The 25,828-nt window shown below is 73.0% G+C and carries 26 protein-coding genes and 2 tRNA genes; 11 read left to right on the top strand and 17 right to left on the bottom strand.

The window, feature by feature from the left end; all coding sequences use genetic code 11:
* Positions 1–4: 4 nt before the first annotated feature.
* The 3 genes from aroA (at position 5) to ACIQVI_RS17100 (ending at position 2,769) form a co-directional block, all read left to right on the top strand.
* The gene (gene aroA / locus ACIQVI_RS17110) at positions 5–1,336 is read left to right on the top strand and encodes a 3-phosphoshikimate 1-carboxyvinyltransferase (protein WP_403596232.1); all 1,332 of its coding nucleotides are present in this window, start codon (positions 5–7) and stop codon (positions 1,334–1,336) included.
* 3 nt (positions 1,337–1,339) lie between these two features.
* Positions 1,340–2,353, top strand: coding sequence for a ribosome small subunit-dependent GTPase A (gene rsgA / locus ACIQVI_RS17105; protein WP_351971041.1), 1,014 nt, complete (start codon positions 1,340–1,342; stop codon positions 2,351–2,353).
* A gap of 92 nt (positions 2,354–2,445) precedes the next feature.
* The gene (locus tag ACIQVI_RS17100) at positions 2,446–2,769 is read left to right on the top strand and encodes a multidrug efflux SMR transporter (protein ID WP_078968180.1); all 324 of its coding nucleotides are present in this window, start codon (positions 2,446–2,448) and stop codon (positions 2,767–2,769) included.
* On the opposite strand, the gene ACIQVI_RS17095 is transcribed toward ACIQVI_RS17100, so the two are convergent.
* A complete protein-coding gene (locus ACIQVI_RS17095; protein ID WP_403596229.1) occupies positions 2,661–3,344 on the bottom strand; it encodes a TetR/AcrR family transcriptional regulator in 684 nt (227 codons plus the stop codon). The genes ACIQVI_RS17100 and ACIQVI_RS17095 overlap by 109 nt on opposite strands.
* 157 nt (positions 3,345–3,501) lie before the next feature.
* On the opposite strand from ACIQVI_RS17095, the gene hisN reads away from it, so the two are divergent.
* The 3 genes from hisN (at position 3,502) to ACIQVI_RS17080 (ending at position 5,479) form a co-directional block, all read left to right on the top strand.
* A complete protein-coding gene (hisN, locus tag ACIQVI_RS17090) occupies positions 3,502–4,314 on the top strand; it encodes a histidinol-phosphatase (RefSeq protein WP_351971039.1) in 813 nt (270 codons plus the stop codon).
* Positions 4,315–4,462: 148 nt separating this feature from the next.
* Positions 4,463–4,852, top strand: coding sequence for a cyclic nucleotide-binding/CBS domain-containing protein (locus tag ACIQVI_RS17085; protein WP_030207283.1), 390 nt, complete (start codon positions 4,463–4,465; stop codon positions 4,850–4,852).
* Between the two features lie 207 nt (positions 4,853–5,059).
* Positions 5,060–5,479: a Fur family transcriptional regulator gene (locus ACIQVI_RS17080; RefSeq protein WP_121832781.1), complete on the top strand. Its 420-nt coding sequence runs from the start codon at positions 5,060–5,062 to the stop codon at positions 5,477–5,479.
* Between the two features lie 104 nt (positions 5,480–5,583).
* Here the strand turns inward: ACIQVI_RS17080 and ACIQVI_RS17075 are convergent.
* From ACIQVI_RS17075 to ACIQVI_RS17060, 4 genes are all read right to left on the bottom strand, one after another.
* Positions 5,584–5,657, bottom strand: a tRNA-Met gene (locus ACIQVI_RS17075).
* A gap of 74 nt (positions 5,658–5,731) precedes the next feature.
* Positions 5,732–7,690 carry a tetratricopeptide repeat protein gene (locus ACIQVI_RS17070; protein WP_403596224.1) on the bottom strand — a complete coding sequence of 653 codons (1,959 nt, stop codon included), beginning with the start codon at positions 7,688–7,690 and terminating at the stop codon, positions 5,732–5,734.
* A gap of 207 nt (positions 7,691–7,897) precedes the next feature.
* Positions 7,898–7,971: transfer RNA gene (locus tag ACIQVI_RS17065), tRNA-Met, on the bottom strand.
* Between the two features lie 45 nt (positions 7,972–8,016).
* Positions 8,017–10,908 (bottom strand): UPF0182 family protein, encoded by a 2,892-nt coding sequence (locus ACIQVI_RS17060; protein ID WP_403596221.1) that lies wholly within the window; start codon positions 10,906–10,908, stop codon positions 8,017–8,019.
* A 168-nt stretch (positions 10,909–11,076) separates the two neighbouring features.
* Here ACIQVI_RS17060 and ACIQVI_RS17055 point away from each other — a divergent pair, with 168 nt between their 5' ends.
* A complete protein-coding gene (locus tag ACIQVI_RS17055; RefSeq protein WP_351972960.1) occupies positions 11,077–11,628 on the top strand; it encodes a PPA1309 family protein in 552 nt (183 codons plus the stop codon).
* Between the two features lie 72 nt (positions 11,629–11,700).
* Here ACIQVI_RS17055 and ACIQVI_RS17050 read toward each other — a convergent pair whose 3' ends face one another.
* The 4 genes from ACIQVI_RS17050 to ACIQVI_RS17035 form a co-directional block, all read right to left on the bottom strand.
* Entirely contained in the window at positions 11,701–12,789 is a 1,089-nt protein-coding gene (locus ACIQVI_RS17050; RefSeq protein WP_351972961.1) for a PDZ domain-containing protein, read from the bottom strand.
* Between the two features lie 108 nt (positions 12,790–12,897).
* Complete coding sequence (locus tag ACIQVI_RS17045) at positions 12,898–13,065, bottom strand: hypothetical protein (RefSeq protein WP_351972967.1); 168 nt, start codon at positions 13,063–13,065, stop codon at positions 12,898–12,900.
* A gap of 233 nt (positions 13,066–13,298) precedes the next feature.
* Positions 13,299–13,760, bottom strand: a complete 462-nt coding sequence (locus tag ACIQVI_RS17040; protein WP_351972962.1) for a molybdenum cofactor biosynthesis protein MoaE — start codon at positions 13,758–13,760, stop codon at positions 13,299–13,301.
* Between the two features lie 170 nt (positions 13,761–13,930).
* Positions 13,931–15,040, bottom strand: coding sequence for an SDR family oxidoreductase (locus ACIQVI_RS17035; RefSeq protein ID WP_053646788.1), 1,110 nt, complete (start codon positions 15,038–15,040; stop codon positions 13,931–13,933).
* Positions 15,041–15,254: 214 nt separating this feature from the next.
* Here ACIQVI_RS17035 and ACIQVI_RS17030 point away from each other — a divergent pair, with 214 nt between their 5' ends.
* Both ACIQVI_RS17030 and ACIQVI_RS17025 read left to right on the top strand, forming a co-directional pair.
* Positions 15,255–16,754: a zinc-dependent metalloprotease gene (locus ACIQVI_RS17030; RefSeq protein ID WP_403596216.1), complete on the top strand. Its 1,500-nt coding sequence runs from the start codon at positions 15,255–15,257 to the stop codon at positions 16,752–16,754.
* Positions 16,751–17,272: an NUDIX hydrolase gene (locus ACIQVI_RS17025; protein ID WP_403596213.1), complete on the top strand. Its 522-nt coding sequence runs from the start codon at positions 16,751–16,753 to the stop codon at positions 17,270–17,272. Before ACIQVI_RS17030 ends, ACIQVI_RS17025 begins: the two co-directional genes overlap by 4 nt.
* A gap of 75 nt (positions 17,273–17,347) precedes the next feature.
* Here ACIQVI_RS17025 and ACIQVI_RS17020 read toward each other — a convergent pair whose 3' ends face one another.
* The 4 genes from ACIQVI_RS17020 to ACIQVI_RS17005 all read right to left on the bottom strand — a co-directional run bounded on the left by ACIQVI_RS17020 (position 17,348) and on the right by ACIQVI_RS17005 (position 21,271).
* Complete coding sequence (locus ACIQVI_RS17020) at positions 17,348–18,103, bottom strand: AIM24 family protein (protein ID WP_121832790.1); 756 nt, start codon at positions 18,101–18,103, stop codon at positions 17,348–17,350.
* A gap of 19 nt (positions 18,104–18,122) precedes the next feature.
* On the bottom strand, positions 18,123–18,803 hold the full coding sequence (locus ACIQVI_RS17015; protein WP_351972965.1) for an AIM24 family protein: 681 nt from the start codon (positions 18,801–18,803) through the stop codon (positions 18,123–18,125).
* 14 nt (positions 18,804–18,817) lie between these two features.
* Positions 18,818–20,473 carry a TerD family protein gene (locus tag ACIQVI_RS17010; RefSeq protein WP_403596209.1) on the bottom strand — a complete coding sequence of 552 codons (1,656 nt, stop codon included), beginning with the start codon at positions 20,471–20,473 and terminating at the stop codon, positions 18,818–18,820.
* 132 nt (positions 20,474–20,605) lie between these two features.
* Positions 20,606–21,271 carry a M48 family metallopeptidase gene (locus tag ACIQVI_RS17005; RefSeq protein WP_403596206.1) on the bottom strand — a complete coding sequence of 222 codons (666 nt, stop codon included), beginning with the start codon at positions 21,269–21,271 and terminating at the stop codon, positions 20,606–20,608.
* A 224-nt stretch (positions 21,272–21,495) separates the two neighbouring features.
* Here ACIQVI_RS17005 and ACIQVI_RS17000 point away from each other — a divergent pair, with 224 nt between their 5' ends.
* Together ACIQVI_RS17000 and ACIQVI_RS16995 are read left to right on the top strand one after the other, a co-directional pair.
* Complete coding sequence (locus ACIQVI_RS17000; protein ID WP_403596204.1) at positions 21,496–22,707, top strand: TOMM precursor leader peptide-binding protein; 1,212 nt, start codon at positions 21,496–21,498, stop codon at positions 22,705–22,707.
* Between the two features lie 41 nt (positions 22,708–22,748).
* Positions 22,749–24,176, top strand: coding sequence for an ABC1 kinase family protein (locus ACIQVI_RS16995; RefSeq protein WP_403596201.1), 1,428 nt, complete (start codon positions 22,749–22,751; stop codon positions 24,174–24,176).
* Here the strand turns inward: ACIQVI_RS16995 and ACIQVI_RS16990 are convergent.
* The 4 genes from ACIQVI_RS16990 to ACIQVI_RS16975 form a co-directional block, all read right to left on the bottom strand.
* Positions 24,173–24,364, bottom strand: a complete 192-nt coding sequence (locus ACIQVI_RS16990; protein WP_403596198.1) for a hypothetical protein — start codon at positions 24,362–24,364, stop codon at positions 24,173–24,175. The two genes, ACIQVI_RS16995 and ACIQVI_RS16990, sit on opposite strands and share 4 nt — an antisense overlap.
* 107 nt (positions 24,365–24,471) lie before the next feature.
* Positions 24,472–24,795 carry a hypothetical protein gene (locus ACIQVI_RS16985; RefSeq protein ID WP_121831596.1) on the bottom strand — a complete coding sequence of 108 codons (324 nt, stop codon included), beginning with the start codon at positions 24,793–24,795 and terminating at the stop codon, positions 24,472–24,474.
* Positions 24,792–25,172 (bottom strand): WhiB family transcriptional regulator, encoded by a 381-nt coding sequence (locus ACIQVI_RS16980; protein ID WP_403596194.1) that lies wholly within the window; start codon positions 25,170–25,172, stop codon positions 24,792–24,794. Before ACIQVI_RS16980 ends, ACIQVI_RS16985 begins: the two co-directional genes overlap by 4 nt.
* A gap of 172 nt (positions 25,173–25,344) precedes the next feature.
* Positions 25,345–25,692, bottom strand: a complete 348-nt coding sequence (locus ACIQVI_RS16975; protein ID WP_403596191.1) for a hypothetical protein — start codon at positions 25,690–25,692, stop codon at positions 25,345–25,347.
* Between the last annotated feature and the right edge of the window lie 136 nt (positions 25,693–25,828).

Here is a 25,828-nt window from a genome sequence, read left to right as displayed (position 1 = left end):
GGGCATGACCGCAGCAGCTTCCCCGCACACCGACCCGTCCACCGACCTCTGGCCCGCTCCGTACGCGCGCGGCGCCGTCGACGCGACCGTCACCGTGCCCGGGTCGAAGTCGGTCACCAACCGCGCCCTGGTGCTCGCCGCGCTGGCCGCCGAGCCCGGCTGGCTGCGCCGTCCGCTGCGCTCCCGGGACACCCTCCTGATGGCCGAGGCGCTCCGTACCCTCGGCGTGCGGATCGAGGAGGGCGTGGGTCCCGACGGGTCCGGCGAGGCCTGGCGGATCATCCCCGCGCCGCTGCGCGGCCCCGCGACCGTCGACGTCGGCAACGCCGGCACGGTCATGCGCTTCCTGCCGCCGGTCGCGGCGCTCGCCGACGGACCGGTGCGCTTCGACGGCGACCCCCGCTCCCACGAGCGCCCGCTGCACGGCGTGATCGACGCGCTGCGCGCGCTCGGCGCCCGGATCGAGGACGACGGCCGGGGCGCGCTGCCGATGACCGTGCACGGCGCCGGGGGCCTGGACGGCGGCACGGTCGAGATCGACGCCTCCTCGTCCTCCCAGTTCGTCAGCGCCCTGCTGCTCTCCGCGCCCCGCTTCAACCAGGGGGTGGAGGTGCGGCACGTGGGGTCGCGGCTGCCCTCGATGCCGCACATCCGGATGACGGTCGACATGCTGCGGGCGGTCGGCGCGCGGGTCGACGAGCCGGAGCACGGCGGGGAGCCGGACGTGTGGCGGGTGGCGTCCTCCGCGCTGCGCGGCCGCGACCTGGTCGTGGAGCCGGATCTGTCGAACGCGCAGCCGTTCCTGGCGGCCGCCCTGGTGACCGGCGGCCGGGTGACGGTCCGGGACTGGCCCGCGCGGACCACCCAGCCCGGTGACGCGCTGCGGGAGATCTTCACCGAGATGGGTGGTTCCTGCGAGCTGACCGAGGCGGGTCTGACCTTCACCGGCACGGGCCGGATCCACGGCATCGACGTGGACCTCGGCGAGGTCGGCGAGCTGACCCCGGGCATCGCGGCGGTCGCGGCCCTGGCCGACTCCCCCTCCACCCTGCGCGGGGTCGCCCATCTGCGGCTGCACGAGACGGACCGGCTGGCGGCGCTCACCAAGGAGATCAACGAGCTGGGCGGGGACGTGACGGAGACCGGGGACGGTCTGCACATCCGTCCGCGCCCGCTGCACGGCGGCGTCTTCCGCACGTACCACGACCACCGGATGGCGACGGCGGGCGCGGTCATCGGCCTGGCGGTCGAGGGCGTGGAGATCGAGGACGTGGCGACGACGGCCAAGACCTTGCCCGACTTCCCGGCGATGTGGACCGAAATGCTCGGGGCCTGAGCCATGCGGCGCTACGGCAAGCACACCGACGAGGACGACATCCGCCAGCGGCCCAACCGCAAGGGGACCCGCCCCCGGACCAGCATCCGGCCGAAGCACGAGGACGCCGTCGAGGGCATGGTCCTCACCGTCGACCGGGGCCGGCTGACCTGTCTGGTCGACGACCGGGTCGTGACGGCGATGAAGGCGCGCGAGCTGGGCCGCAAGGCCGCCGTGGTCGGCGACCGGGTCTCGATCGTCGGCGACCTCTCCGGGGAGCGGGACACGCTGGCCCGGATCGTACGGATCGGGGAGCGCACCTCGGTGCTCCGGCGCACGGCCGACGACGACGATCCGTACGAGCGGGTGGTGGTGGCCAACGCCGACCAGCTGGCGATCGTCACCGCCCTCGCCGACCCCGAGCCGCGGCCCCGGCTGATCGACCGCTGTCTGGTCGCCGCGTACGACGGCGGCCTCTCGCCGCTGCTCGTGCTCACCAAGTCGGACCTGGCGCCGCCGGACGCGCTTCTGGAGATGTACGGGGCGCTGGGCGTGCCGCACGTGGTGACCACCCGGGACGAGTTCGTCGACGGGGCGGCCGCCGAGCGGGTGCGTGAGCACCTCAAGGGGCGGACCACCGCGTTCGTGGGGCACTCCGGCGTCGGGAAGACGACCCTGGTGAACGCCCTGGTGCCGCCGGAGCGGCGGCGCACCACCGGTGTGGTGAACGCGGTGACGGGCCGGGGCCGGCACACCACGACCTCGGCGCTCGCGCTGCCGCTGGACGACAAGGAGGGCGGCTGGGTGATCGACACCCCGGGCGTGCGCTCCTTCGGCCTGAACCACGTCGACCCGTCCCGGGTGATCCTGGCCTTCCCCGACCTCGTGCCGGGCACGGAGAACTGCCCGCGCGCGTGCAGCCACGACGAGCAGGACTGCGCCCTCGACGCGTACGTGGCGGAGGGGCACGCCGATCCGGCGCGGCTCGTGTCGCTGCGGCGGCTGCTCTCGACCCGGGAGCGACGCGAGGGCGACTGAGCCGCCCGGGTTTACGTCCGTTCGGTACCGGTAAGTGCATAATCGCACCAAGTGCGACGAAGCAGTCACCGACGGCGTGGGAGGCACTGACGATGGCGTGGCTGCTGGTGGTGGTGGCAGGGTTCCTGGAAACGGGTTTCGCGGTCTGCCTCAAGCTCTCGCACGGGTTCACGCGCCTGTGGCCGACGGTCGCCTTCGCCTCCTTCGCGCTGGGCAGCTTCGGTCTGCTCACGCTGGCGCTGCGGAAGCTCGACGTGGGTCCGGCGTACGCGGTGTGGACGGGGATCGGCGCGGCCGGGACCGCGATCTACGGCATGGTCTTCCTGGGGGACGTGGTCTCCACACTCAAGATCGTCTCGATCACCCTGGTGATCGTGGGCGTCATCGGGCTCCAGCTCTCCGGCTCCGCGCACTGACCCTCCGCCCTCCGCGCCCCCGCGGCCGTTCCGTACGGCACCGGGGGCGTTCCGTACGGCACCGGGGGCGCGACGACGTGGCTGAGGGCGATCCGGACGGCGAGTTCGCAGCCGGCCGCCCACCGCTCGTCCGCGCAGGCCACGGTGGCCGCCACCAGTTCCCCGGGCGCGGGCGGCCCGGCGTCGGCGCGGCGCTGGGCGGGGACGGCCGCGGGCCGGGCGCCCGGGCGGGCCGGCCGGGGCGCGGGCAGCCGCGCGTCCCAGGCGCCGGTGAGCAGGGCCCGCAGGACCGGCCGGGCGGCGGTCCTGGCCACGATCCACTCGGCGAGGGTGGCGAGGGTCCGGGCGGCCGGCCCGGGGTCGGCGAGCAGTTTCCGGACGCCCTGGAGGTAGGCGTCGGCCTCCCTGCGCACGAGTGCGCGGGCCAGCCCGTCCTTGCTGCCGAACTCGTTGTAGAGGGTCTGCCGGGAGACCCCGGCGGCGGTGGCGAGGTCGGCCATCCGCACGGCGGACCAGGGCCGGTGCGCGAGCGCGGCGAGCGCCGCGTCGAGCAGGGCCTCGCGGGCAGTCGGCATCGGCGCCTCCCGGGCCGTACGTGTCGGTGCGGGGTGCGGCACGCTCCGTGCGCGGACCCTCACACAGAGTCGGCAGGCTTCCCCGCCCTGTCAAGGAGCCCGGGGCCGCGGTGGACGGTTCGTCCGGCCCGGATCACCCGGGGATAGAGTGCCGACCATGGCCGATTACCACGATGACCTGCGCCTCGCCCACGTTCTCGCCGACGCCGCCGACGCGGCCACCATGGACCGCTTCCAGGCGCTCGACCTCCAGGTCGAGACGAAGCCGGACATGACGCCGGTGAGCGAGGCGGACAAGGCGGCGGAGGAGCTGATCCGCGGTCAGCTCCAGCGGGCCAGGCCGCGCGACGCGATCCTGGGCGAGGAGTACGGCGTGGAGGGCTCGGGTCCGCGCCGTTGGGTGATCGACCCGATCGACGGGACGAAGAACTACGTGCGCGGGGTGCCGGTCTGGGCGACCCTGATCGCGCTGATGGAGGCCGGGGAGACCGGGTTCCAGCCGGTGGTGGGCGTGGTGTCGGCCCCGGCGCTCGGCCGCCGCTGGTGGGCGGCGAAGGGCCTCGGGGCGTACACGGGCCGCAGTCTGGCCTCGGCGACCCGGCTCGGGGTCTCGAAGGTCTCCTCCCTGGCGGACGCGTCGTTCGCGTACTCCTCGCTGAGCGGCTGGGAGGAGCGGGGCCGCCTCGACGGCTTCCTGGACCTCACGCGCGCGTGCTGGCGGACGCGGGCGTACGGCGACTTCTGGCCGTACATGATGGTCGCGGAGGGGTCCGTGGACCTCTGCGCGGAGCCGGAGCTGTCGCTGTGGGACATGGCGGCGGTGTCGATCGTGGTCCAGGAGGCCGGCGGCACGTACACGGGCCTGGACGGGCGGCACGGGCCGCACAGCGGGAACGCGGCGGCGTCCAACGGACTGCTCCACGGCGAGCTGCTCTCGTACCTGAACCAGCGGGCGCCCGGGGAGGACTGACGGCCCCTCCGGGAGCACCGGGCGCCCCCCGGCGCTCCCGGAGACGCCTCGCGCGCCCTCTTGTCGGCCCCCTCCCCCGGTGCCACTCTGAGACTCCCCCCACTTGTGAACTTGTGAAAAAGTTCTCGAACCGGAGGTGGTCCCTTCCATGCTCGTCCGCGACGCCATGAGTCCCGTGACCCTCACCATCGGCCCGGCCCACACCCTCCGCCAGGCGGCACGACTGATGTCGGCGCGCCGCGTCGGCGCCGCCGTCGTCCAGGACGGGGATTCCGGCGGCATCGGCATCCTCACCGAGCGCGACATCCTCGACGCCGTCGGCGCCGACCGGAACCCCGACCACGAGACCGCCGACGCCCACACCACCCGGGACGTCGTCTTCGCCGCGCCCACCTGGACCCTGGCGGAGGCGGCCGAGGCCATGACCCGGGGCGGCTTCCGCCATCTGGTCGTCCTCGACGACCACGGGCCGGTCGGCATCGTCTCCGTACGCGACATCGTCCGCTGCTGGATCCCGGTGCACAGCGCCGCCGCCTGAGCACGCACGAGAGGGCCGGTCCACCGTACGAATACGGGGGACCGGCCCTCTCTCCCCGGCGGGCCGCCGTCGGCCGCGCAGGGCCTGGACCGCGACCTCCGGCCGCCCACCGAAGCCCCGACCCTACCTTGGACAAAGTCCAATTCAAAGGTGACTCCAAAATCACACTCGTTCGCGATCTTGTCACCGACTGTTAGGCTGACCCTCATGAGCGACCTGTTGGAACGACTGCGCGGACGTGGCTGGCGCATGACCGCGCAGCGACGTGTCGTGGCCGAAGTGCTCGACGGGGACCACGTCCACCTGACCGCCGACGAGGTCCACGCGCGCGCCGTGACGCGGCTGCCCGAGATCTCGCGCGCGACCGTCTACAACACGCTGGGCGAGATGGTGACGCTCGGCGAGGTCATCGAGGTGGCCACCGACGGACGCGCCAAGCGGTACGACCCGAACGCCCACCGTCCGCACCAGCACCTGGTCTGCGGCCGCTGCGGCGCGATCCGCGACGTGCACCCGGGCGGCGACCCGCTGGCGGACCTGCCGGACAGCGAGCGCTTCGGCTTCACGATCTCCGACGTCGAGGTCACGTACCGGGGCATCTGCCCGAGCTGCGCCACGACGGCCTGAGAGTGACGGAGGCCCCCGCCGCGGCGGGGGCTTCTTCGTGCGGCCGGCGCACACACGACGAAGGCCCGGATCCAAGAGGATCCGGGCCTTCGTTTGCTACTGAGTAGCGGGGACAGGATTTGAACCTGCGACCTCTGGGTTATGAGCCCAGCGAGCTACCGAGCTGCTCCACCCCGCGTCGGTGAACCCAACCTTACGGCTCTCCCGTCACCCGCGCAAATCCGTTAACGCCCGCCGCCTCCGGTCCGGCCGTCACGCCGTGAGCTCCTGGTGCAGCGCCTCGCTCAGCCGGGCCGCCCGCTCGGCGACCTCGGCCGGGCCCAGTTCCACCGCGCGGGCGCACCAGCGGCGCCCCTCGGTGAGCTCGCCCCGGCGCGCCGCGAGCAGCGCGAGCCGGAGCGCGGCGCGGCCGTGGCCGGCCCGGGCGGCCCGGGTCCACCAGAGGGAGGCCTCGCGCTCGCTGCCCTCGCGGGCGAGCAGCAGTCCCAGGTTGAAGGCGCCGTTGCGGCTGCCCGCCTCGGCGGCCTCCCGGTACCAGCGGTCGGCCTCCGCCAGGTCGCCGCGCGCGGCGGCGAGCATCCCGACCCGCACCTGGGCGCGCCGGTGGCCCTGCCGGGCGGCCCGCTCGTACCACTCCTCGCACTCGCTCTTCTCCTCGCGGGGCGCGCCGAGCACGGCGGGGCCGGGCTCGGGGCGGCGCGCGTCGAGCACCGAGGCGAGCCGGAAGGCCGCCTCGGCGCTGCCGCCGCCCGCCGCGCAGCGCAGGTGCCGCTCGGCGGTCCGCTCGTCGCCGTCGCGCAGGGCGGCGATGCCGACCTGGAGGGCGGCCTCGGTGTGCCCGGCGGCGGCGGCCCGCTCGTACCAGACGAGGGCCGTGCGGTCGTCGTCGCGCCCGGCGTGCAGGATGCCCAGGTTGAAGGCGGCGTCCACGCTGCCGGCCTCGGCGGCCTTGGAGAACCACGGCTCGGCGCCGTTCGCGTCGCCGGCCTGGAGGAGCAGCACGGCGAGCGCGTTGGCGGCCTCGCGGTGGCCCGCGTAGGCGGCCCGCCGGTACCACTGCTCGGCCTGCGGGATGCGGTCCTGGGCGGCGCAGAGCAGCCCGAGGTTGTAGGCGCCGTTGACGTCGCCGGCGTCCATGGCGGCCCGGTACCAGCGCTCGGCGGTCTGCTGCTCGCCCCGGGCCGCGTGCAGGGCCCCCAGGGCGTTGGCGGCGTTGCCGTCGCCGTCCTGGGCGGCCCGCAGCCACCACACGGCGGCGCTCTCCTCGTCGCCCGCGTCGCGGAGCAGGAAGCCGAGCGCGCAGGCGGCCCTGGCCTCGCCCTCCTTGGCGGAGCTGAGGTACCAGCGGCCGGCCTCCTTCAGCTCGCCGCGCTGCTCCAGGATGGCGCCGAGGTGGAGGGCGGCCCGCCGGTGGCCGCGCGCGGCGGCCTGCCGGAACCACTGCTCGGCCTCGGCGAGTTCGCCCACGGTCTCGGCGGCCGGGGCCTCCGGCAGGATGCCGGGGGCCGCCTCCGCGGCGCTCCTGGCGGCGCCGGGGACCGGGAGCCGGGTGCCGGTGGCGTGCGGGCCGCGGGTCGTCTCGGTGGCGCGCCGCTCCAGGGCCATGGCGAGCCGGTAGGCGGCCTCGCGGTGGCCCTGCTCGGCGGCGGCGCGCAGCCAGCGCTCGGCGCCGACGTCGCCGCGGTGCTCCAGGAGGTCGGCGAGGGCGTACGCGCCGAGGGCGTGGCCCTGCTCGGCGGCCTGGCGCAGCCAGTACTCGGCGGCGGGCTCGTCGCCGCGCTCGCGGTGGTGGCGGCCGAGGGCGTGGGCGGCGGGGGCGGAGCCGGCGACGGCGGCGACCCGCCACCAGCCGGCGGCCTCGTCGGCGTAGCCGCGCTGGTGCAGCAGGACGCCCAGGTTGTTGGCGGCGGCCCGGTCCCCCTCGGCCGTGGCGCCGCGCAGGTAGGGCTCGGCGCCGTCCAGGTCGCCGCGGCGCAGCAGCAGGGCGCCGAGGGCGCTCATCGAGGCGAGGTCCCCGTACTCGGCGGCACGGCGGTGCCGGGCCTCCGTCTCGGTCTCGTTCTCGGTGTCGGCATCGGCCACGGCCGTGGTGCCGAGGACCGTCTCGGCGGCCCCCACCGCCTCGATGATCTCGTCCGCGGCGCTCCTGGTATGCCGCTGCACAAACCGCCCTGTCTCCAACAGAGTTGCCCTGTCCCCCATAAATACCATCGTCGCACCACCCGCCACCCGAGCACACCTGGTAAACCGCAGCCAGTGAGGTCACTCAGCGTTTTGTCGACATGCCCACAGAGAGACAAGTCAAACACGACTCACGCCAACTCGCCCCTTCCCTACCGCTCTTCGGTACCCCCTGGCACGTCGACACACGACGAGGGCCCGGATCCTTATGGATCCGGGCCCTCGTTTGCCACAGAGTAGCGGGGACAGGATTTGAACCTGCGACCTCTGGGTTATGAGCCCAGCGAGCTACCGAGCTGCTCCACCCCGCGTCGGTGACGTAACAGTATCACGACGCGGAGGTGGAAAACCTCAGGTCAGCCGCCTGCTCCCGGTGACTTGAGCTTCGCCCCGGCCTCGGCGGCCTTCTGGAGGGCCGCCTGCAGGTCCTCCTGCGCCTTGCCGTACGCGGTCCAGTCGCCCTTCTGCAGGGCGGCCTCGCCCGCGTCGTACGCCTTCTGGGCGTCGGCGATCGCCTGCTTCAGCGCGGCGTCGTTCGACGCCGGCGGCGGAGGCGTGGTGCCCGGCTGCTCGGGCGTCGGCTGCGTCGGCGCCTCCACCCCGAAGACCGCGTTGAGCGCCTTGGTGAGGTTGTCCTCGAACACCGTGGTGTCCTTGGTCGTGTCGCCCTCGGGCTGGTCCGCGTCCACGTACGACACCGCGACCTTCTTCAGGAGCGGATACAGCGCGTTCCGTCCCTGGGCGTACACCGGCTCGACGTACAGGAACCCGCCGTCGAGCGGCACGGTCAGCAGGTTGCCGTACTGGATGTCGGAGTCGGCGCCCTTCATGTCCCGGACGAACTGGGCCACAGACGGCAGGCCGTTGAGCTTGCTCTGCACCTGGGCCGGGCCCGGCACGTCCTGGGTGACCCGCAGCAGTCTCAGCCGGCCGTACTCCTTGCTGGTGGCGTCGGCGTCGACCGCCATGAAGCCGCCCAGGTTGGGCCGCCCGTTCGGCGTGAACGTCGTCGTCAGCGAGAAGCGCTGCGCCGCGTCCCCGGGCATCTTCATGCTCAGGTAGTACGGCGGGACCGCGTTGCCGTCCTTGTTGGTCGGGTCGTCCGGCACCTGCCAGGCGTCCGAGCCGCTGTAGAACTGCGCCGGGTTGGTGACGTGGTACCGGGTCAGCAGCTCGCGCTGGACCTTGAACATGTCCTGCGGGTAGCGCAGGTGCTCCAGGAGGTCGCCCTTGATCTCGGACTTCGGCTTCACCGTGTCCGGGAAGGCCTTCATCCAGGTCTTGAGGACCGGGTCCTGGGTGTCCCACTGGTACAGCTTCACCGTGCCGTCGTAGGCGTCGACGGTGGCCTTCACCGAGTTGCGGATGTAGTTGACCTGGTTCTGCTGGGCGACGACCGTGCGCTGCTGGTTGCCGACGGTCAGCGAGTCGGCCGTGGTGTCGCCGAGCGTGGTGCGCGAGGCGTACGGGTAGCCGTTGGTCGTCGTGTACGCGTCGACGATCCACTGGATCCGGCCGCCGACGACCGCCGGGTAGGCGTCGCCGTCGATGGTCAGCCAGGGCGCGACCGCCTCGACGCGCTGCTTGGGCGTGCGGTTGTAGAGGATCCGCGAGCCGTCGCCGATGGCCCCCGAGTAGAGGATCTGCGGCTCGCTGAAGGCCACCGCGTACGCGGCGCGGTTGAAGGCGCTGGAGAGGCTGACGCCGCTCTTCTCCTTGTAGCTGGTGGTCTTCTCGCCGTTCTCCTCGTAGTCGAGCTCCCGCTGGGGCCCGCCCACGATCGAGTACTGGTCGGTCTTCTCGCCGTAGTAGATCCGCTGCTCGTACTTCGGGAGCTGGCCGGTGGTCGGCAGGCCGGACTCGGTGAAGACCGGGGAGCCGTTGGCGTCGGTCTGCGTGCCCGAGGCCATGATGGCGCCGTAGCCGTGGGTGTAGGTGAAGTGGTCGTTGATCCAGTTCCGCTTCGGGATGCCCCGGATGTTGAGCTCGCGGAGACCGATGACGGTGTCCTTGCCCTGGTAGCGGTCCACGTCCAGGGTGGTCGGGAACTGGTAGTACTTACGCTTCTGCTCCAGCTGCTGGAACGTGGGCGAGACGATGTTCGGGTCGAGGACGCGGTAGCTGGCCGCCGTGTCGGCGTCCGTCCGCAGCTTGTCCTTGTCCTTGACCGTCGACTTGCCCGAGTAGTTCTCGGGCTTCGTCCCGTCGATCGCGTACGCCTTGCGGGTCGCGTCGATGTTCTTCTGGATGTACGGCGCTTCCTTGGCCTGCTCGTTCGGCTGGACCTGGAACTTCTGCACGATGGCCGGGTACAGGCCGCCGATCAGGACCGCGGACAGCACCATCAGGCCGAAGCCGATCACCGGCAGCTGCCAGGTGCGGCGCCAGAGCGTCGCGAAGAACAGCACGGCGCAGATCGCGGCGATGCAGAAGAGGATGGTCTTCGCCGGCAGGTACGCGTTGGCGTCGACGTACCGCAGGCCCGTCCAGTTGCCGGTGGCCTTGAAGTCGCTGGACTTCACGGCCAGGCCGTACCGGTCGAGCCAGTACGCCACGGCCTTCAGCGACACGAAGACGCCGAGCAGCACCGACAGGTGGCCCGTGGCGGCGGCGGTGGCGCGCGCGCCCGGGCTGGTGACCCGCAGCCCGCCGTACAGGTAGTGCGTGAGCGCGGCGGCGATCAGCGACAGGACGGCGGCGGCGAAGCCGAACGCGAGGAGGAAGCGGTACCAGGGCAGGTCGAAGGCGTAGAACGACACGTCGAGCCCGAACTGCGGGTCCTTCTGGCCGAACTTCACGCCGTTGACCCACATCAGCCAGGTGCGCCACTGGCCGGAGGCGGAGGCGCCGGCGATCAGGGCCACCAGGGCCGTGACCGCGAGCAGCACCCACTTCTTGAAGGGGGCGAGGCCCATCCGGTACCGGTCGAGGCTCTGCTGCTCCAGCGACATCGCGCTGAGCGGCGGCCGCAGCCGGTGCGCCAGCCAGATGTTGAAGCCGACGGCGAGCCCCATCAGGAGGCCGAAGACCGCGAAGAGGCCGATCTTGGTCCACAGGGTGGTGGTGAACACGGACGAGTACGCGACGGAGCGGTACCAGAGCCAGTCCGTCCAGAACCCGGCGAACATCACGAACGCCATGGCCAGGACGGCCAGCACCCCGAGTGTCATGAGCAGGGTACGGGCCCGCCGGGACGGCCGGCCGACTCTCATCCTTGGCCCTGACGGGCCTCCGCCGCGGTCCGGCATCTGGAAAGCCAACGTGCGCCCCTCGATGTTGATGCGTCTCGGTGTCGATGTGTCGATGCGTGCTGGTGGGTCTGAAGCAGGCCCCGCGATCGTAGGGCCCACTGATGCAACTTACCGAGGCTTTACCTAGTTCCCGGCTTCGGGGAAAGAGGAGGCAGGATATTGGTCATGTCCAACGTTTCCCCCTCCGGCCCGGCGATGGCCGCGAGCCCCCTCACCCGCACCGTGCTCGAGATCGACGAGTACGCGTCGGGCCTCGGCTGGGACCAGCCCGCCCGCCTGTTCGCCCTGGTCGACACCGCCCGGCTGCGCGCCCAGGAGCCCAAGCTCGCCTCCCAGCTCGGCCTGGGCGACGACTCCACCTCCTACACCCCGATCGAGCAGGACAAGCTGCCGCGCGGGAAGCCCCTCGACGAGTTCCTCGGCACGATCGCCTGGCCCGACGCGGTCGCCGGCTGCGCCATGACGGTGGAGCGGCTCATGCTGCCCCCGTCGGCGGAGGCCCAGGTGCCGCAGGGGCTGAGTGAGAAGCAGCTCGCCAAGTGGGTGGCCGGGCACCCGGACCGCCAGGAGGTGCGGATGACCGTGGCGGTGCTGCGGAGCGGGGCGCGCGAGGCGGCGATCCGGCTGCGCGAGAAGGACTCGGCGACCGAGGTGCTGACGGGCCCGGACCTGGTGCCGGGGCTCGCCGAGGCGCTCGCGGCCACCTTCGAGGGCTGAGGGCCGTACGTACGGAAGAGAGGGCGGCGCCCCCGGTGGGGGTGCCGCCCTCTCGTGTCCCTGCGGGGCCGCTCAGCCCTTCGAGCAGCTCGGGAGGGACGCCGTGTCGCCCTTGCGGAGCTTCTCCAGGGACTTCGTGGCGTCGTCGATGGTGTCCACCTTGACCAGGGTGAGGCCGTCGGGGATGTCGGAGGCGGCCGCGGCGCAGTTGTCGGCCGGGGTGAGGAAGTACTCGGCGCCCGCGTTGCGCGCGCCGACCAGCTTCATCTCGATGCCGCCGATCGGGCCGACCTCGCCCTTGTCGTCGATGGTGCCGGTGCCCGCGATGAACCGGCCGCCCGTGAGGCTGTCCGGGGTGAGCTTGTCGATGATGCCGAGCGCGAACATCAGCCCGGCGCTGGGGCCGCCGACGTCGGCGAGCTTGATGTCGATCGTGAACGGGAAGACGTGGTCGGTGCCGGCCTGGATGCCGACGACGGCCCGGTCGCCCTCTTCGGAGGTGGTGGTCGTGATGACCACCTCGCGGGTCGCGGTCGGCTCCTTGCCCGCCTTCTCGGCGGCGGCCGCCTCCTTGGCGGGGACGATCGTGAACTCGACCTTCTGGCCGGGCTTCCGCTTGACCACCTGCGCGGCGACGTCGCTCTGCTCGGTGATCGCCACGCCGTCGACGGCCTTGATGACGTCCCCGGCGTGCAGTTTGCCCTCGGCCGGGGCGCCCTTGACGACCGTGGCGACGACGACCCGGGAGACCACCGGGATGCCCAGCTCCCCGAGGGCCGCCACCTTGGCGCTCTCCTGGGACTGGCTGAACTCCTCGGCGTTCTCCTGGCTCGACTGCTCCTCGGTCTTGCCGTCCGGGTAGAGCGTGTCGTGCGGCACCACCACGTTGTCGTGGGCGAGCCACCCGTAGACGGCCTCGACGGCGTTCATCCGGTAGTCCGCGCCGGTGACGCGGACCGTCGTCATGTTGAGGTGGCCGTCGGTCGGGTACGTCTTGCGTCCGGAGATCTGCAGGACGGGCTCCCCGCGGGCGTCGCCGAGGGTGTTGACCGTCGGTCCGGGGCTCATCTCCGCGTACGGCACCGGGATCAGAACGCCCGCGATGAGCAGGCAGATCAGGACCAGGGTGGAGGCGAGCATCGTCGCGGTGCGGCGTGGCATGGAACGACAGTACGGGACTCGCCTGTGGGTGCACCCCCGGGGCGGGTCCGTACGGGGCGGCCCGCGTCGGCCGGGGATCGGCCGGGGGCCGGCCGGAGTCAGCCGGAGTCAGCCGGAGGAGGAGGGGGTGACGGCGGTGGCGGCCGCGGCCGGTTCGCGCTCGTGGCGGGCGGAGTCGGGGAGCACGGGGTGCACGGGGTGCGCGGCGTCGGAGGGCGCGGGGTGGACGCGTTCCATCGCGTCCCGGAAGCGGGCGTAGCCGGCGAGCTCGGCCACGTCACCTATGGTCTTGTTCCTCGAAGCCCAGCTTCCCCATATCGCCGCGCCGACGACTGCGAAAAGCGGAATCAGCAACCAGGCCAGCGCTGCCATCCCGACCTCCCATCCCCAGTGAGTTGATCAGCAGACTGTTTCATCCGTGTCGTCAACGCTCGCGTGCGGGGGTCGGTTACGCAAATCGGGCGTTCGGCTACGCCCCGTCGGCGCGTCGCCTTGCTTCCCGGGCGCCCCTAGCAGGCACCCACCCATTCCTCGGTTCCGTCCGAGAAGGTCTGGTGCTTCCAAATGGGTACTTCGTGCTTGAGGTCGTCGATCAGCTTGCGGCAGGCCTCGAAGGCCTCGGCCCGGTGGGGGCAGGAGACGGCCACGACGACCGCGATGTCGCCGACCCGGAGGTCGCCGACGCGGTGGACGGCGGCCAGGGCGCGGACCGGGTGGTTCGCGACGACCTTCTCGGCGACGCGGCGCAGCTCCGCCTCGGCCGTGGGGTGGCAGGAGTAGCCCAGCGCGTCGACGTCCGCGCCGCCGTCGTGGTTGCGCACGGTGCCGACGAAGAGGGTGGTGCCGCCGGAGGCGTCGTCCCCGACGGCCCGGAAGACCTCGTCGACGGAGAGCGGTGTCTCCCGGATCGCGAGGAGCTTGATGGGGTCGGCCGAGGCCTGCTCGCCGGGGTGGTCAAACGTCAGTGCCATGAGCCCATCGTGCCGTACGCCGCCGACAACCCGGAAGAGCGGTTTCGACCGGCGCTCGGGACCCTCCGTAGGAGGGTCCTACAGTCCGCCGGAAGGCCCCCTCCCGGATGCGGACGGCCCTCGGACGGCCCTCGGGACGCATCGCGGGGGGCACGTCCCCCGGGCGCGGGTCAGATCCCGCGCCGCTTCCGCATCTGCCGGACGAGCGCCGCCGTGCCGAGCAGGGCCACCGTCGCCCCGGCCGCCCCGGCCGCCGTCGCGTCCTTGCGGCCCAGGCGGCGGCCGGCGACCGTGTGGCGGCCCTCGACCTCCTCCAGGAGCGCGGCGAGGACCTCCTCGTTCGTCCACTTCGGCCGCCAGCCCGCGTCGTGCAGGCGTCCGACGCTGACCACCCAGGGGTGCATGGTGTACGCGAGGTCGCCCGCCGGGGACGGGGTCAGGCCGATCCGGTGGAGGCGGGCCGCCGTGCCGAGGGCGACGGCGGAGGGCAGCTCCATGCGCCGGATCCCGGACAGCTCCTCGACCTCCTCCTGCTCCAGCCAGCCCTCGCAGCCGACCGCGAACTCCCCGTCGACCTTCTCCAGGGCCGCGTACTCCAGGGCGCTCACCAGGTCCTCGACGTGGCAGAACTGCCAGGTGGGCCGGGAGCCGGCGACGACGAGCAGCCGGGGCGACTCGAAGTAGCGGGTCAGCGCCGTGTCCGTACCGCCGACGAGGACGGCCGGGCGGACCACGGTGACGTGGAGGCCGGGGTGCGCGCGGGGCGCCCGGCGGCCCAGGCGCTCGATCTCCAGCATGTCGCCGACGCCGGTGGCCTCCGCCGTGGCCTTCAGCTCGGCGTCCTCGGAGAGCGGGACGTCGTTGTCGGGCAGGGCGCCGTAGACCATCGCGGAGGTGCAGAGCACCACCCGGTGGACGCCGGCGGCCGCGGCGGCGGTCAGGACGGTCTGCGTGCCGCGCACGTTGTAGGCCGTCCGGGCCGCGGGGTCGGTCTCCAGGTCGAGGTCGACGGCGAGGTGCACGACGACGTCGGCGCCGCGCAGCTTCTCCGCGATGGCCGGGTCGCGCACGTCGAGGACGTGCCACTGGGCCTCGGGGACCTCGCCCCGGCGCTCGTCGATGGCGACGACCCGCTTGACCTCGTCGGAGGCGGCGAGGCGCCTGGTCAGGAGGTCGCCGACGCCGGACGCGGCGCCGGTGACCGCGACGACGGGCCCGCGCGCGGTGGACCGGGTCGAGTGGTTTCGCGTTCCGCGAACCTGTGGATCTGGGGAACTCACCGGGCGTCTCCAGCGGTTGTCTTCAGTACGTACGCCGCACGACGTACGGACCAGGTGGCGTCCATCCTGCCGCAGGCCGTGCCCCGGCGGAGCACCGAGCCCGTTTCCGGCCCGGATGTCTACGCTGGTGGTGTGCGGAGCCTGTCGTGGGCAGGCTCTGGTCGGGCAGTCGCCGTCGGCAGGAGGCCGGCGGCCCTACGAGCCGAGGAAACCTGTGAGTGACACCCCATTCGGATTCGGCCTTCCGCCGGAGGAGCCGGAGGACGGCGACGAGGGCAAGAAGAAGGACCCCGCCGGAGGTGGCCAGGGGTCCGGTGGCCAGGGCGGCAACCCGTTCGGGGCGAACCCGTTCGGTTTCGGCGCACTGCCGGGCATGGGCGGACCGGGCGGCGCGGACAATCCGTTCGCGGCGATGTTCGGCTCGCTGAACCCCAACGATCTGGGCGCGGCCTTCCAGCAGCTCGGGCAGATGCTGAGCTACGAGGGCGGTCCCGTGAACTGGGACATGGCCAAGCAGATCGCGCGCCAGGTGGTGGCCCAGGGCACCCCCGACGGCACCAAGGACGCCAGCGTGGGCCCGGCCGAGAAGTCGGCGGTCCAGGAGGCCCTGCGCCTGGCCGACCTCTGGCTGGACCAGGTGACCTCGCTGCCCTCCGGGGCGAACGTCGCCGTGGCGTGGAGCCGCGCGGAGTGGGTCGAGGCGACGCTGCCGGCGTGGCAGCAGCTCGTGGACCCGGTCGCCGAGCGGGTCGGCACGGCCATGGGCGACGTGCTGCCGGAGGAGATGCAGGCCATGGCGGGCCCGCTGATCGGCATGATGCGCTCCATGGGCGGCGCCATGTTCGGCCAGCAGATCGGGCAGGCCGTGGGCGCGCTCGCCGGTGAGGTCGTGGGCTCGACCGACGTCGGCCTGCCGCTGGGCCCGGCCGGGCGCGCCGCGCTGCTGCCGCTGAACGTCGAGGCCTTCGGCAAGGACCTGGGCGTTCCCTCGGACGAGGTGCGGCTCTACCTGGCCCTGCGCGAGGCGGCCCACCAGCGCCTCTTCGCGCACGTGCCGTGGCTGCGGGCGCACCTGTTCGGCGCGGTCGAGGGGTACGCGCGCGGGATCAAGGTCGACACCTCGAAGCTGGAGGAGGCGGTGGGCCAGCTCGACCCGACGCATCCCGAGCAGCTTCAGGAGGCGCTCCAGCAGGGCATGTTCCAGCCGGAGGACACCCCGGAGCAGAAGGCGGCCCTGGCCCGTCTGGAGACGGCGCTCGCGCTGGTCGAGGGCTGGGTGGACGCGGTGGTCCACGAGGCCGCCAAGACCCGTCTGACCTCGGCGGACGCGCTGCGCGAGACGCTGCGCCGGCGCCGGGCGTCGGGCGGTCCCGCCGAGCAGACCTTCGCGACCCTGATCGGTCTGGAGCTGCGGCCGAGGCGGCTGCGGGACGCGGCGCGCCTGTGGGCCTCGCTCACCGACGCGCGCGGGGTCGACGGCCGGGACGGCCTGTGGGAGCACCCGGACATGCTGCCGACGGCGACCGACCTGGACGACCCGGACGGCTTCGTGCACCGCGAGCACCTGGACTTCTCCGAGCTGGACAAGATGCTGGGCGAGGCCGCGAAGGGCGGCTCCCCGAAGGGTGACGCCCCGGAGGGCGGCTCGGCGGAGGGCGACGCTCCGGAGGGCGGCCGGGACGGGAACAACGGCGGCGGGGACGGCAAGGAGTGACCCTGCACGACGACGCGGTCCTCGTGCTCAAGGAGTACGGGGGCCAGGAAGAGCTGCGCCAGGCCTACCTGGACCATCTGGACGCGCACCCGGACGGCATGTACAAGCCCTGCGCGGCCGGTCACCTGACGTCCAGCGCGCTGGTGGTCGACCCCTCGCGGGGCCGGGTGCTGCTGACCCTGCACAAGAAGCTGGGCCTGTGGCTCCAGATGGGCGGCCACTGCGAGCCGGGCGACACGACGGTCGAGGCGGCCGCGCTGCGGGAGGCGACGGAGGAGTCCGGGATCCCCGGGCTCGTCCTGCTGCCGGGCGGTCCGGTGCGGCTGGACCGGCACCCGATCCCGGCGCCCTGCCACTGGCACCTGGACGTGCAATACGCGGCCCTGGCCCCGGCGGACGCGGTGGAGCGGATCAGCGAGGAGTCGCTGGACCTGCGCTGGTTCGCGTACGAGGACGTGGCGGGCACGGCGGACACGTCGGTGGTCCGCCTCCTGGAGGGCACGCTGGCGCGGCTGTGAGGAGACGGGAAGGGGGGCGGGCGCCCGACCGGCGCCCGCCCCCTTCTCCGTACCCCTGTTTCTCCGTACCCCTGTCTAGTTCCAGGCGTTGTTCTGGTTCTGGCCGTGGGCGCCGTGCTGTCCGGCCCCGTACTGGGCGGCGATGCCCTGGCCGATGGCCGCGTGCTGCGGGGGCATGACCTCGCTGGGCTGGACGAGGGCGAAGCCCTGTCCGAGGAAGCTGAGCTCCCAGCCCTCGCCGGTGTCGCCGCGCCGGCGGCGGACGCTGGAGTTGTGGGTCTGGGCCTGCATCTGGACGCGGAGGCCGGTGGACCAGGCGACGATCGCGTCCGCGTCGACGCTGACGTACTTCTCGGGCGTGACCTGCATCATCAGCGGCTGCCCTGAGGTCATCAGGGCGACCTTGCCGCGGCCGGAGATGTTGAGCTGGTACTTGCCGGAGCCGGAGACGCCGTACTGGCTGTCGACGGCGATGACCTCGGTGTGGAGGGTCGAGTCGAGCGCCAGGACATAGGCGCTGTCGACGGTGAGGCCCTCCTGCTCGACCTCCACGACGTGGACGTACTGCGCGAGGTTGGCGAAGTAGACCGTGCCCTGCCCGGAGCAGCGCATCAGGTCGAGGCCCTCGCCGGTCCGGGCGCGCGCCCGGCGCTGGTTCGCGGTCTGGTACTCGCCGTCGAAGTCGATGAGGCCCTGGTAGGCGACCATGGCGCCCTTGCGGGCGAGGACGTCGTCCTGCCCGGTCAGGCTGACCCGCAGGAGCTGCGGGTTCTGGACGACGTACCGCTCCTGGCTCTGCTGCTCGGCGTGGTTGAAAAGCGGGCTCTGCATGGTGTGTTCTCGCTCCCCCTCAGCCCCGGGCCCGCAGGCGGTCGGTGCTGTCCTCGCTCGGCTGTACGACGACGATGCCCTGGCCCGAGAAGGCCATCTGGTACGCCTCGCCGCTGCCCCGTCCGATGAGGGAGGAGGCCTTGAAGCTGCGCTTGCCCTTGACCTTGAGCCCGGGCGACCAGGCGACGAGCGCGTCGGGGTCGACGTACGTCTCGTCCTCGCCGCGGCCGCAGTCGACGACGATCGGGGTGCCGCGCGAGGTGAGCGCGACCCAGCCGGTGCCGGCGATCGTCACGTTGAACAGGCCCTGTCCGGCGAACTTGGCGAGGCCCTTGACCCGCTCGACGCCCCACTGGAGGTGCGCGTCGAAGGCGAGGAGGTTGGTGCCGTTGACCGACAGGGAGTCGTTGTTCAGGTTGATCACGACGACGTCGGCGCCGTAGTCGGCGAGGTAGAGCAGGCCGTCGCCGGAGCACTTCATGATCGGCGCGCCCTCGCCCGTGACCCACTGCTGGGCATACTGCCGGACGGCGGGCGGATTGGGCTCGTAGGTGATGAAGCCCTCGTAGGCGACCATCGAGCCCGAGCGGGCGTAGAGGTCCTGGCCGCTCGCCATGGCGACCTTGAGCATGGCGCTGCCGTGGTTCTCCATCCGGGCCGCGACGGGGGTCGGGGCGTAGCCCGCGAGTTGCTGGTTCATGGCTTCGGGCTCCCTCAGACCTCGTAGGGCTGGACGACGACGAAGTTGCCGGGGGCGCCCCGGAACTGCAGGTTCACGGTCTCCCCGCTGTGGCCCGGGTAGGCGTTGCGGCGCAGGCGGACCTGGCTGGAGAGGATGACCTGGGAGGCGGACGACCAGGCGACGACGGCGTTGCAGTCGGCGAAGGTCGTGGGCGTGACCGGGAGGACCACGGGGATGCCGCGGGTCTTCACGACCACCGTTCCGCTGCCCTGGAACTGCATGGTGAAGAGGGCGCCGCCGGGGATGCCGTGGCCCTCGATGCGGCGGATCTCGTACTGGAGGGTCTCGTCGAACGCGAGGACGTTCTCGGCGGAGACGCAGATGCCGTCGCCCTGGAGCTCGATCGGGTGCAGCTGGGCGCCCTCCTCGGCGAGGAAGACCTGGCCGCGGCCGGTGCAGCGCATCAGCTGCATCTCCTGGCCGGTGGCGTTGCCGACGATCCGGCCGGCGAAGCCCGCGCCCTTGTAGCCGAAGTCGACCTTGCCCTGGTACATGACCATGGAGCCCTGCCGGGCCAGGACGGGCGTGCCGCCCATGGCCAGGTCGACCCGCATGAGCTGCTGGTTCTGCGGGGTCCAGCGGGAGCCGGTGGCGGTCTCCTTGTACGGCGCGAGCGCGGCCGCGAGGCCCGCGCCGGCGGCGGGGACGCCCTGGGGCACGCCCGCGTGCTGCTGCCCGAACGCGGGCGGCTGCTGGCCGTACGGGGGCGGGGTCTGCCCGTAGGGGGGCTGCTGGCCGTACGGCTGCTGGTGGCCGTGGGGCGGGGTCTGCGGCGGCTGGCCGTGGCCGGGGTACTGGCCCGGGGGCTGCCCGGGGACCTGCCCGTACGGGGGCGGCGTCTGCCCGTACGGGGCGGGGGCCGGAGCGGGCGGGGGCACGGGGGCCGGGGCCAGGGGCGCGACCATCGTGGGCGCCGTGTGGACCGGAGGCGCCGGCGGGGCGGGCGCGGGGGCCGGGGCGGGCGGGGCCGCCGGGGCGCCGAACGCGGGCGCGGGTGCCGGAGCCGGGGCGGGGGCGCCGAAGGCCGGGGGCGCCGCCGCCTGGGGCGGCGGGGCGAAGCCGGGCGCGGCCGCCTGCTGCTGCGGGGCGGCGGGCTCCTCCTCGGCGACCTCGCCGCCGAAGTTCCGCAGGAGCGCCTCCAGGCCTCCGTCGAAGCCCTGGCCGACGGCGGCGAACCGCCAGACGTCCTTGAGGTAGAAGTCGCCGAGCATCACCGCGCGCTCGGTGGAGAACTCCGCTCCGGTGAACGCGTACCGGGCGACCTCCTCGCCGCCCGCGACGATCCGCAGGTGGCCGGGGCCGACCTGGGACATCTGGCCGGCGCCGTCGATCGTGGCGGTGAAGGACAGCTTGTGGATGTGCGCGGGGACGCGGTCGAGGGTGACGCGGAAGGACTCGGTGTCACCGGCCTGGGCGCCGAGCTGCTGGATGGACTCCTCGGGCGACTTCGGCTGGTTGAAGAAGACGAAGTAGCGGTCGTCGGAGAGCCGCTCGTCGGCGTCGAGGCCGAAGCAGCTGATGTCGAAAGTCAGTCCGGGCGCCGCGATCTGCACGCCCACGTACAGATCGGTCCCCGCGGTCAGATCACTGATCTTGGCCTTGTGGCCGCGTTGGAATTCCCTGGCCATGCGTAACGACCGTCCCCCATCCCGAATGGCGAATGCTCGCGCCAGGCTAACCGCTGCGTGCGACATTGAGACAGGCCAGGTCGTTTTCGGTACGGAATCGGGAAATCCGCGTGCCGAGGCGTGGCGGCGCCGTCACTCCTCGCGAGCGTCCGGGAGACCGGGGCGGTCCGGGTGGCCCGGGTGGCCCGGGTGATCCGGATGATCCCGTCGGGCCGGGTGATCCGGTCGGGCCGAGTCGTCCCGGAGGTTCGGGAGGCGCTCCGCGGCGACCACGCCCTCCAGGTATCCCCGGGCCCGCTCGGTGCGGGGGTAGGCCTCCAGGAGCCGCCAGAAGCGGGGGCCGTGGCCGGGGACGAGCAGATGGGCCAGCTCGTGCAGGAGGACGTAGTCGACGACGTACTCGGGCATTCCCTGGAGCCGGTGGGAGAGGCGGATGCTGCCCTCGGAGGGGGTGCAGGAGCCCCAGCGGGTGTTCTGGTTGGTCACCCAGCGGACCGAGCCGGGGCGGGCCCGGCCGTCGAAGTACTGGTCCGACAGGCGGCGCGCCCGCTCGGTGAGCTCGCGGTCGCCGAGGACGCTCCGGCTCTCCTTGGCGGCGAGCTTGTCCAGCATGACCCCGACCCAGCGCCGCTCCTCCGCCTCCGACATGCGGGCGGGGATGAGGACGACGGTCCGGTCGCCCTCGCGGTAGGCCGAGACGGTCCTGCTGCGCCGCGCGCTCCTGCGGACCTCGACCGCGCTCGTCCCCGGGTCGCGGGGCGGCTTGCTGGTGACGCTGCGTCGTGGATCGGCGGGCACGGCCCCGACGTTACCCGTTGCCGGGACGGTTTCGGGAACGGTCCGGCCGCACCGCGCCCCATTTGAATGACTAATCCCCCGGCCTGTGGACAACTTTCCGCACCGGTCGGGGCTGCGGGGGCATTCTCACTCCCGTGACGACGGAAATCCGTTGTCGATCATGAATGCGGATCGCGCGTGCGGATCATGGGCGCGGGTCATGGGAGCGGACGGGGGGCGGGGAAATGCATCCGATGGTGAAACCGGCACTGCGGCGGGCCTGGCGGAGCCTGCGGTGCGTGCAGTTCGGGGTCACTCCGGCCCATGCCGTGGTGCTCGACCCGGTCGGCCCGGAGACGGAGGCGGTGCTCGGGCTGCTCGACGGGACGCGCGGGGTGGAACTGCTGCGGACCGAGGCACGGGCGCGCGGTCTGCCGGACGGGCGTCTTGAGGCCCTCCTCGGCCGTCTGGAGTCGGCCGGGCTCCTCACGGACGGGGCGGCGGGGCGGCCCGGGCGGGCGGGTCCGGCCGCCGGGGCGGCGGACGCGGCCCTCGATCCTCTCCGGGCGGACCTGGCCTCCCTGTCCGTGGTCCATCCCGAGCCGGAGCGGGCGGCGGGGACCCTGGCGGCCCGGCGGGCCCTGCGCGTCCAGGTCCGGGGCGCGGGGCGGGTGGGGGCGACGGTGGCGGCCCTGCTCGCGGCGGCGGGCGTGGGCCGGGTCGAGGTGCTGGACTCGGGCCGGGTCGAGCCCTGGGAGACGGCCCCGGGCGGCCTGCCGCCCGAGGCCGTCGGCGAACGCCGGGCGACGGCCGCCCGGCGCCTGGTCGGCCACTGGTCACGGGGCGCGGCACGCGGGGGCCGACGGGGCGGCGGGGGCGGCACCGGGCCGGGCGGGGGTTCGGGGAAAGGAAGGGGCGGGCCGGACGGTGGGGCGGGTGAAGGGAGGGGCGGAGCCGGGCTTTCACTCGTGGTGGTGACGCCGAGGGACGGGCTCGGCGCGTACGTCCCCGATCCGCTCCCGGCCGAGCGGTGGGTCTCCACCGGCACCCCCCACCTGTACGCCGGGGTCGTCGAGGCCACGGGGGTGGTCGGCCCGCTGGTGCTGCCGGGCGGCACGGCCTGCGCCCGCTGCCTCCAGGAGGAGCGGACGGACCGGGACCCGCTCCGGCCCCGGCTGCTCGCCCAGTGGCGCTCCGGCGCCCCGCATCCGCTGCCCGCCTGCGACCTGGGGCTGGCCACGGCGGTGGCGGGGCTGGCCGCCGCGCACGCCCTCGCCTTCCTGGACGGGGACCTGCCGGCGAGCACGGGCACCCGCTGGAAGGCGTCGCTGCCGTTCCTGGAGTGGCGGTCGGAGCGGCTGAGACCCCATCCGGCCTGCCCCTGCGGGGCGGCGCGCGGAGGAGAGGGGGAGCGCGCCTCGGCGGTGCTGGACGCGCACGACACAATGGCGGGGTAACGGTCCCGCGCGGCACGGCAGTCTGGGTTATGGAGGGGCGCATGTCTGATCTTCCCCGGAAGGCGGTCACCCGGACCGCCAAGTTGGCCGCGTTGCCCCTGGGCTTCGCGGGCCGGGCCACCTGGGGCCTGGGCAAGCGGATCGGCGGCAGGTCCGCGGAGATCGTCGCCCGCGAGCTCCAGCAGCGCACGGCCGATCAGCTCTTCAAAGTCCTCGGGGAGTTGAAGGGAGGGGCCATGAAGTTCGGGCAGGCCCTCTCCGTCTTCGAGTCGGCCCTGCCGGAGGAGGTCGCCGGGCCCTACCGGGCGGCGCTGACGAAACTCCAGGACGCGGCGCCGCCGATGCCGACGCGGACGGTGCACGCGGTCCTGGAGGAGCGGCTGGGCGCCGACTGGCGGGAGCTGTTCCTGGAGTTCGAGGACAAGCCGGCGGCCGCGGCCTCGATCGGGCAGGTGCACCGGGCCGTGTGGCACGACGGGCGCGAGGTCGCGGTCAAGGTGCAGTACCCGGGCGCCGGGGAGGCGCTGCTCTCGGACCTGACGCAGTTGAGCCGCTTCGCCCGGCTGCTCGGCCCGCTGGTGCCGGGCATGGACATCAAGCCGCTGATCGCCGAGATGCGGGACCGGGTCTCGGAGGAGCTGGACTACGCCCTGGAGGCGGCGGCCCAACGGAAGCACGCGGAGGAGTTCGCGGACGACCCGCACGTGGTGGTCCCGGCGGTGGTGCACCAGTCGGACCAGGTCCTGGTGACCGAGTGGATGGAGGGCCTTCCGCTCGCGGAGGTGATCGCGGACGGCACCGGGGAGCAGCGGGACCGGGCGGGTCAGCTCCTCGCCCGCTTCCTCTTCTCCGGCCCGGCGCGCACCGGTCTGCTGCACGCCGATCCGCATCCGGGGAACTTCCGGCTGCTGCCCGGGACCGGGGAGGACGAAGGGGCCGGCGGGGAGGGGGACCCGGAGGGCTGGCGGCTCGGCGTCCTGGACTTCGGCACCGTGGACCGGCTGCCGGGCGGGCTGCCCGAGATGATCGGCACCTGTCTGCGGATGACGCTCGCCGGTGAGGCGGAGACGGTCCACGACCTGCTGCGCGCGGAGGGGTTCGTCAAGGAGACCGTCTCGCTCGACCCGGACGCGGTCCTGGAGTACCTGCTGCCGATCATCGAGCCGGCCGAGGCGGAGTCGTTCGTCTTCACCCGTTCCTGGATGCGCACCCAGGCGGCCCGGATCGCCGATCCCCGCTCCCCCGCCCACCAGTTGGGCAAGCAGTTGAACCTGCCGCCCTCGTACCTGCTGATACACCGGGTGACGCTGAGCACCATCGGGGTGCTGTGCCAGCTGAACGCGACGGTCCGCCTGCGCGACGAACTGGACGAGTGGCTCCCGGGCTTCGCGGAGCCGGAGCCGGAACCGGAGACCGAGGCGGAACCGAAGCCGGAGACCAAGGCCGCGACCGAGGTCGAGGCCGACTAGGAGGCGTCCCACCAGGAGGAGTCGAGCCTGCCCTCGATGGCGCGGAGGTTGGCCCGGGAGCAGTCCTCGCAGAAGTACACCCGGCGGCCGTCCTCGACCGCGCGGGTCCAGGTCAGCGGCAGGGTGTCGGCGGTCCTGCCGCAGCGCGCGCAGGTGAGGGGCTCTTCGGGTGCACCGGCGTCGTTCACCCTTGCGACGATAGCCCGGCCGGGCGCCCGCGGTCCCGCACCACGCACCGCGGGGGCCGGTCCTGAAGGACCGGCCCCCGCGACGGCGCCCCGGAGGGCGCGGGTTCTCAGTGCATGACGGCCATGGCGAGCGCGCGGCGGGCGCGCAGCGAGACGCGCTCGGCGCGGCGCTGCATACGCCGGGCGGCGACCAGGCGCACGGCCTGGCGTTCCGCGTCGGCCTCGCGCCGTCGGTCGTGCATATGGGCACGGGCCAGGGCTTCTGGGATGAGTTGCATTTCACGGGTCCTGTTCTGACGCGCCACGGGCGCGGCGGCGGGGGAGAAGCTGGGGGTCGCGGAGCCGGCGGGCTCGCTGGTGGAAGAGGTCATCGGGGCCTGCTTCTGGGGATCGTGCGTGTGGGGGCGGTCGATGGTTCCGGTGGCGTTCATGCCGCGACCGGGTTCTTGCGCGGACGGCCACGCGGCCGCTTGCGGGCGACGACCACGCCCTGGACGAAGAGCTCACCGCCCCAGACGCCCCACGGCTCGCGCCGCTCCTTGGCGCCGGCGAGACAGGCGGCCATGAGCGGGCAGGTGCGGCAGAGGGACTTCGCGTACTCCACGTCGGCCGGGGACTCCGCGAAGAAGACCTCCGGGTCGTAGGAGCGGCAGGGGACGGGGACGCCGAGGTTCTCGATGGCGTCGTCGAGCGCGGTGAGCGCGGTGAGGGGGGTGAGGGGGGTCAAAGCGGGGTCCTCCGTGGGGCGGCCGGTCTGGGGGAGCGATGCGGAAGGCGGTACGGACGGGGCGTGCGCTTCGAGTTGCACGGTGTTCTTTCCTCGTCTGGTCGTTCCGGCCTGTTGGCCGGGCTTTCGGCTGGTACCGGGTGTTTCTGTCCCGAGGCCCCTTCGCCCGTCCGTCCCCGTTCGGGGACAAACAGAAGGGCCGCGGATCCCGGGTGGGGTTCCGCGGCCCTGAAGGCGCCTGCCTGATCCTGGATCAGGCTGGATCACTCCAGGGTTCGAGCCCACGGAAGGCCCACATCATGTGGTGCGTCGTCTGCTGCTGGGTGCCGGCACCGGTCGCCGCGAAGGCATAGGCCTTGGCCTTGCCCGCTGCTCCTGCTTCCAGTGCCTTGGTCGGTCGCTCGTTGCGCAGGCCCACGGAGGGCCGGAGCTCCAGGGCGCCGGACACGCCGAGACCGGAGAGACCGGTGGTAGGCAGACCGGTGCCGACGAACGCCGAGGCGGAGAGGCCGAGCGTGCAGGCGGAGACGACCGAGCGATCGGTCATTTTGGCGGTGCTGACGAAGCTGACGGTGCTGGTCTGAATCGTGTAGCTGATCACTGGAATCGCCTCCTCTCGGCGTCTCGGAGGGCTCGGGTGCGAGCCGGACCCTCATGTTTATTTGGACAAGTACAGCACGAAGACAGGGCTTCGAAGAAGCCGCCGTGTCCGTGGTTAAGAACCTATGGGGCTTGAC

The sequence above is a fragment of the Streptomyces sp. NPDC098101 genome (assembly GCF_044760185.1).
Lineage (GTDB): Bacteria > Actinomycetota > Actinomycetes > Streptomycetales > Streptomycetaceae > Streptomyces.
Note: the sequence above shows the minus strand (reverse complement) of the source record. Positions and strands in the feature narration are given on the sequence as shown.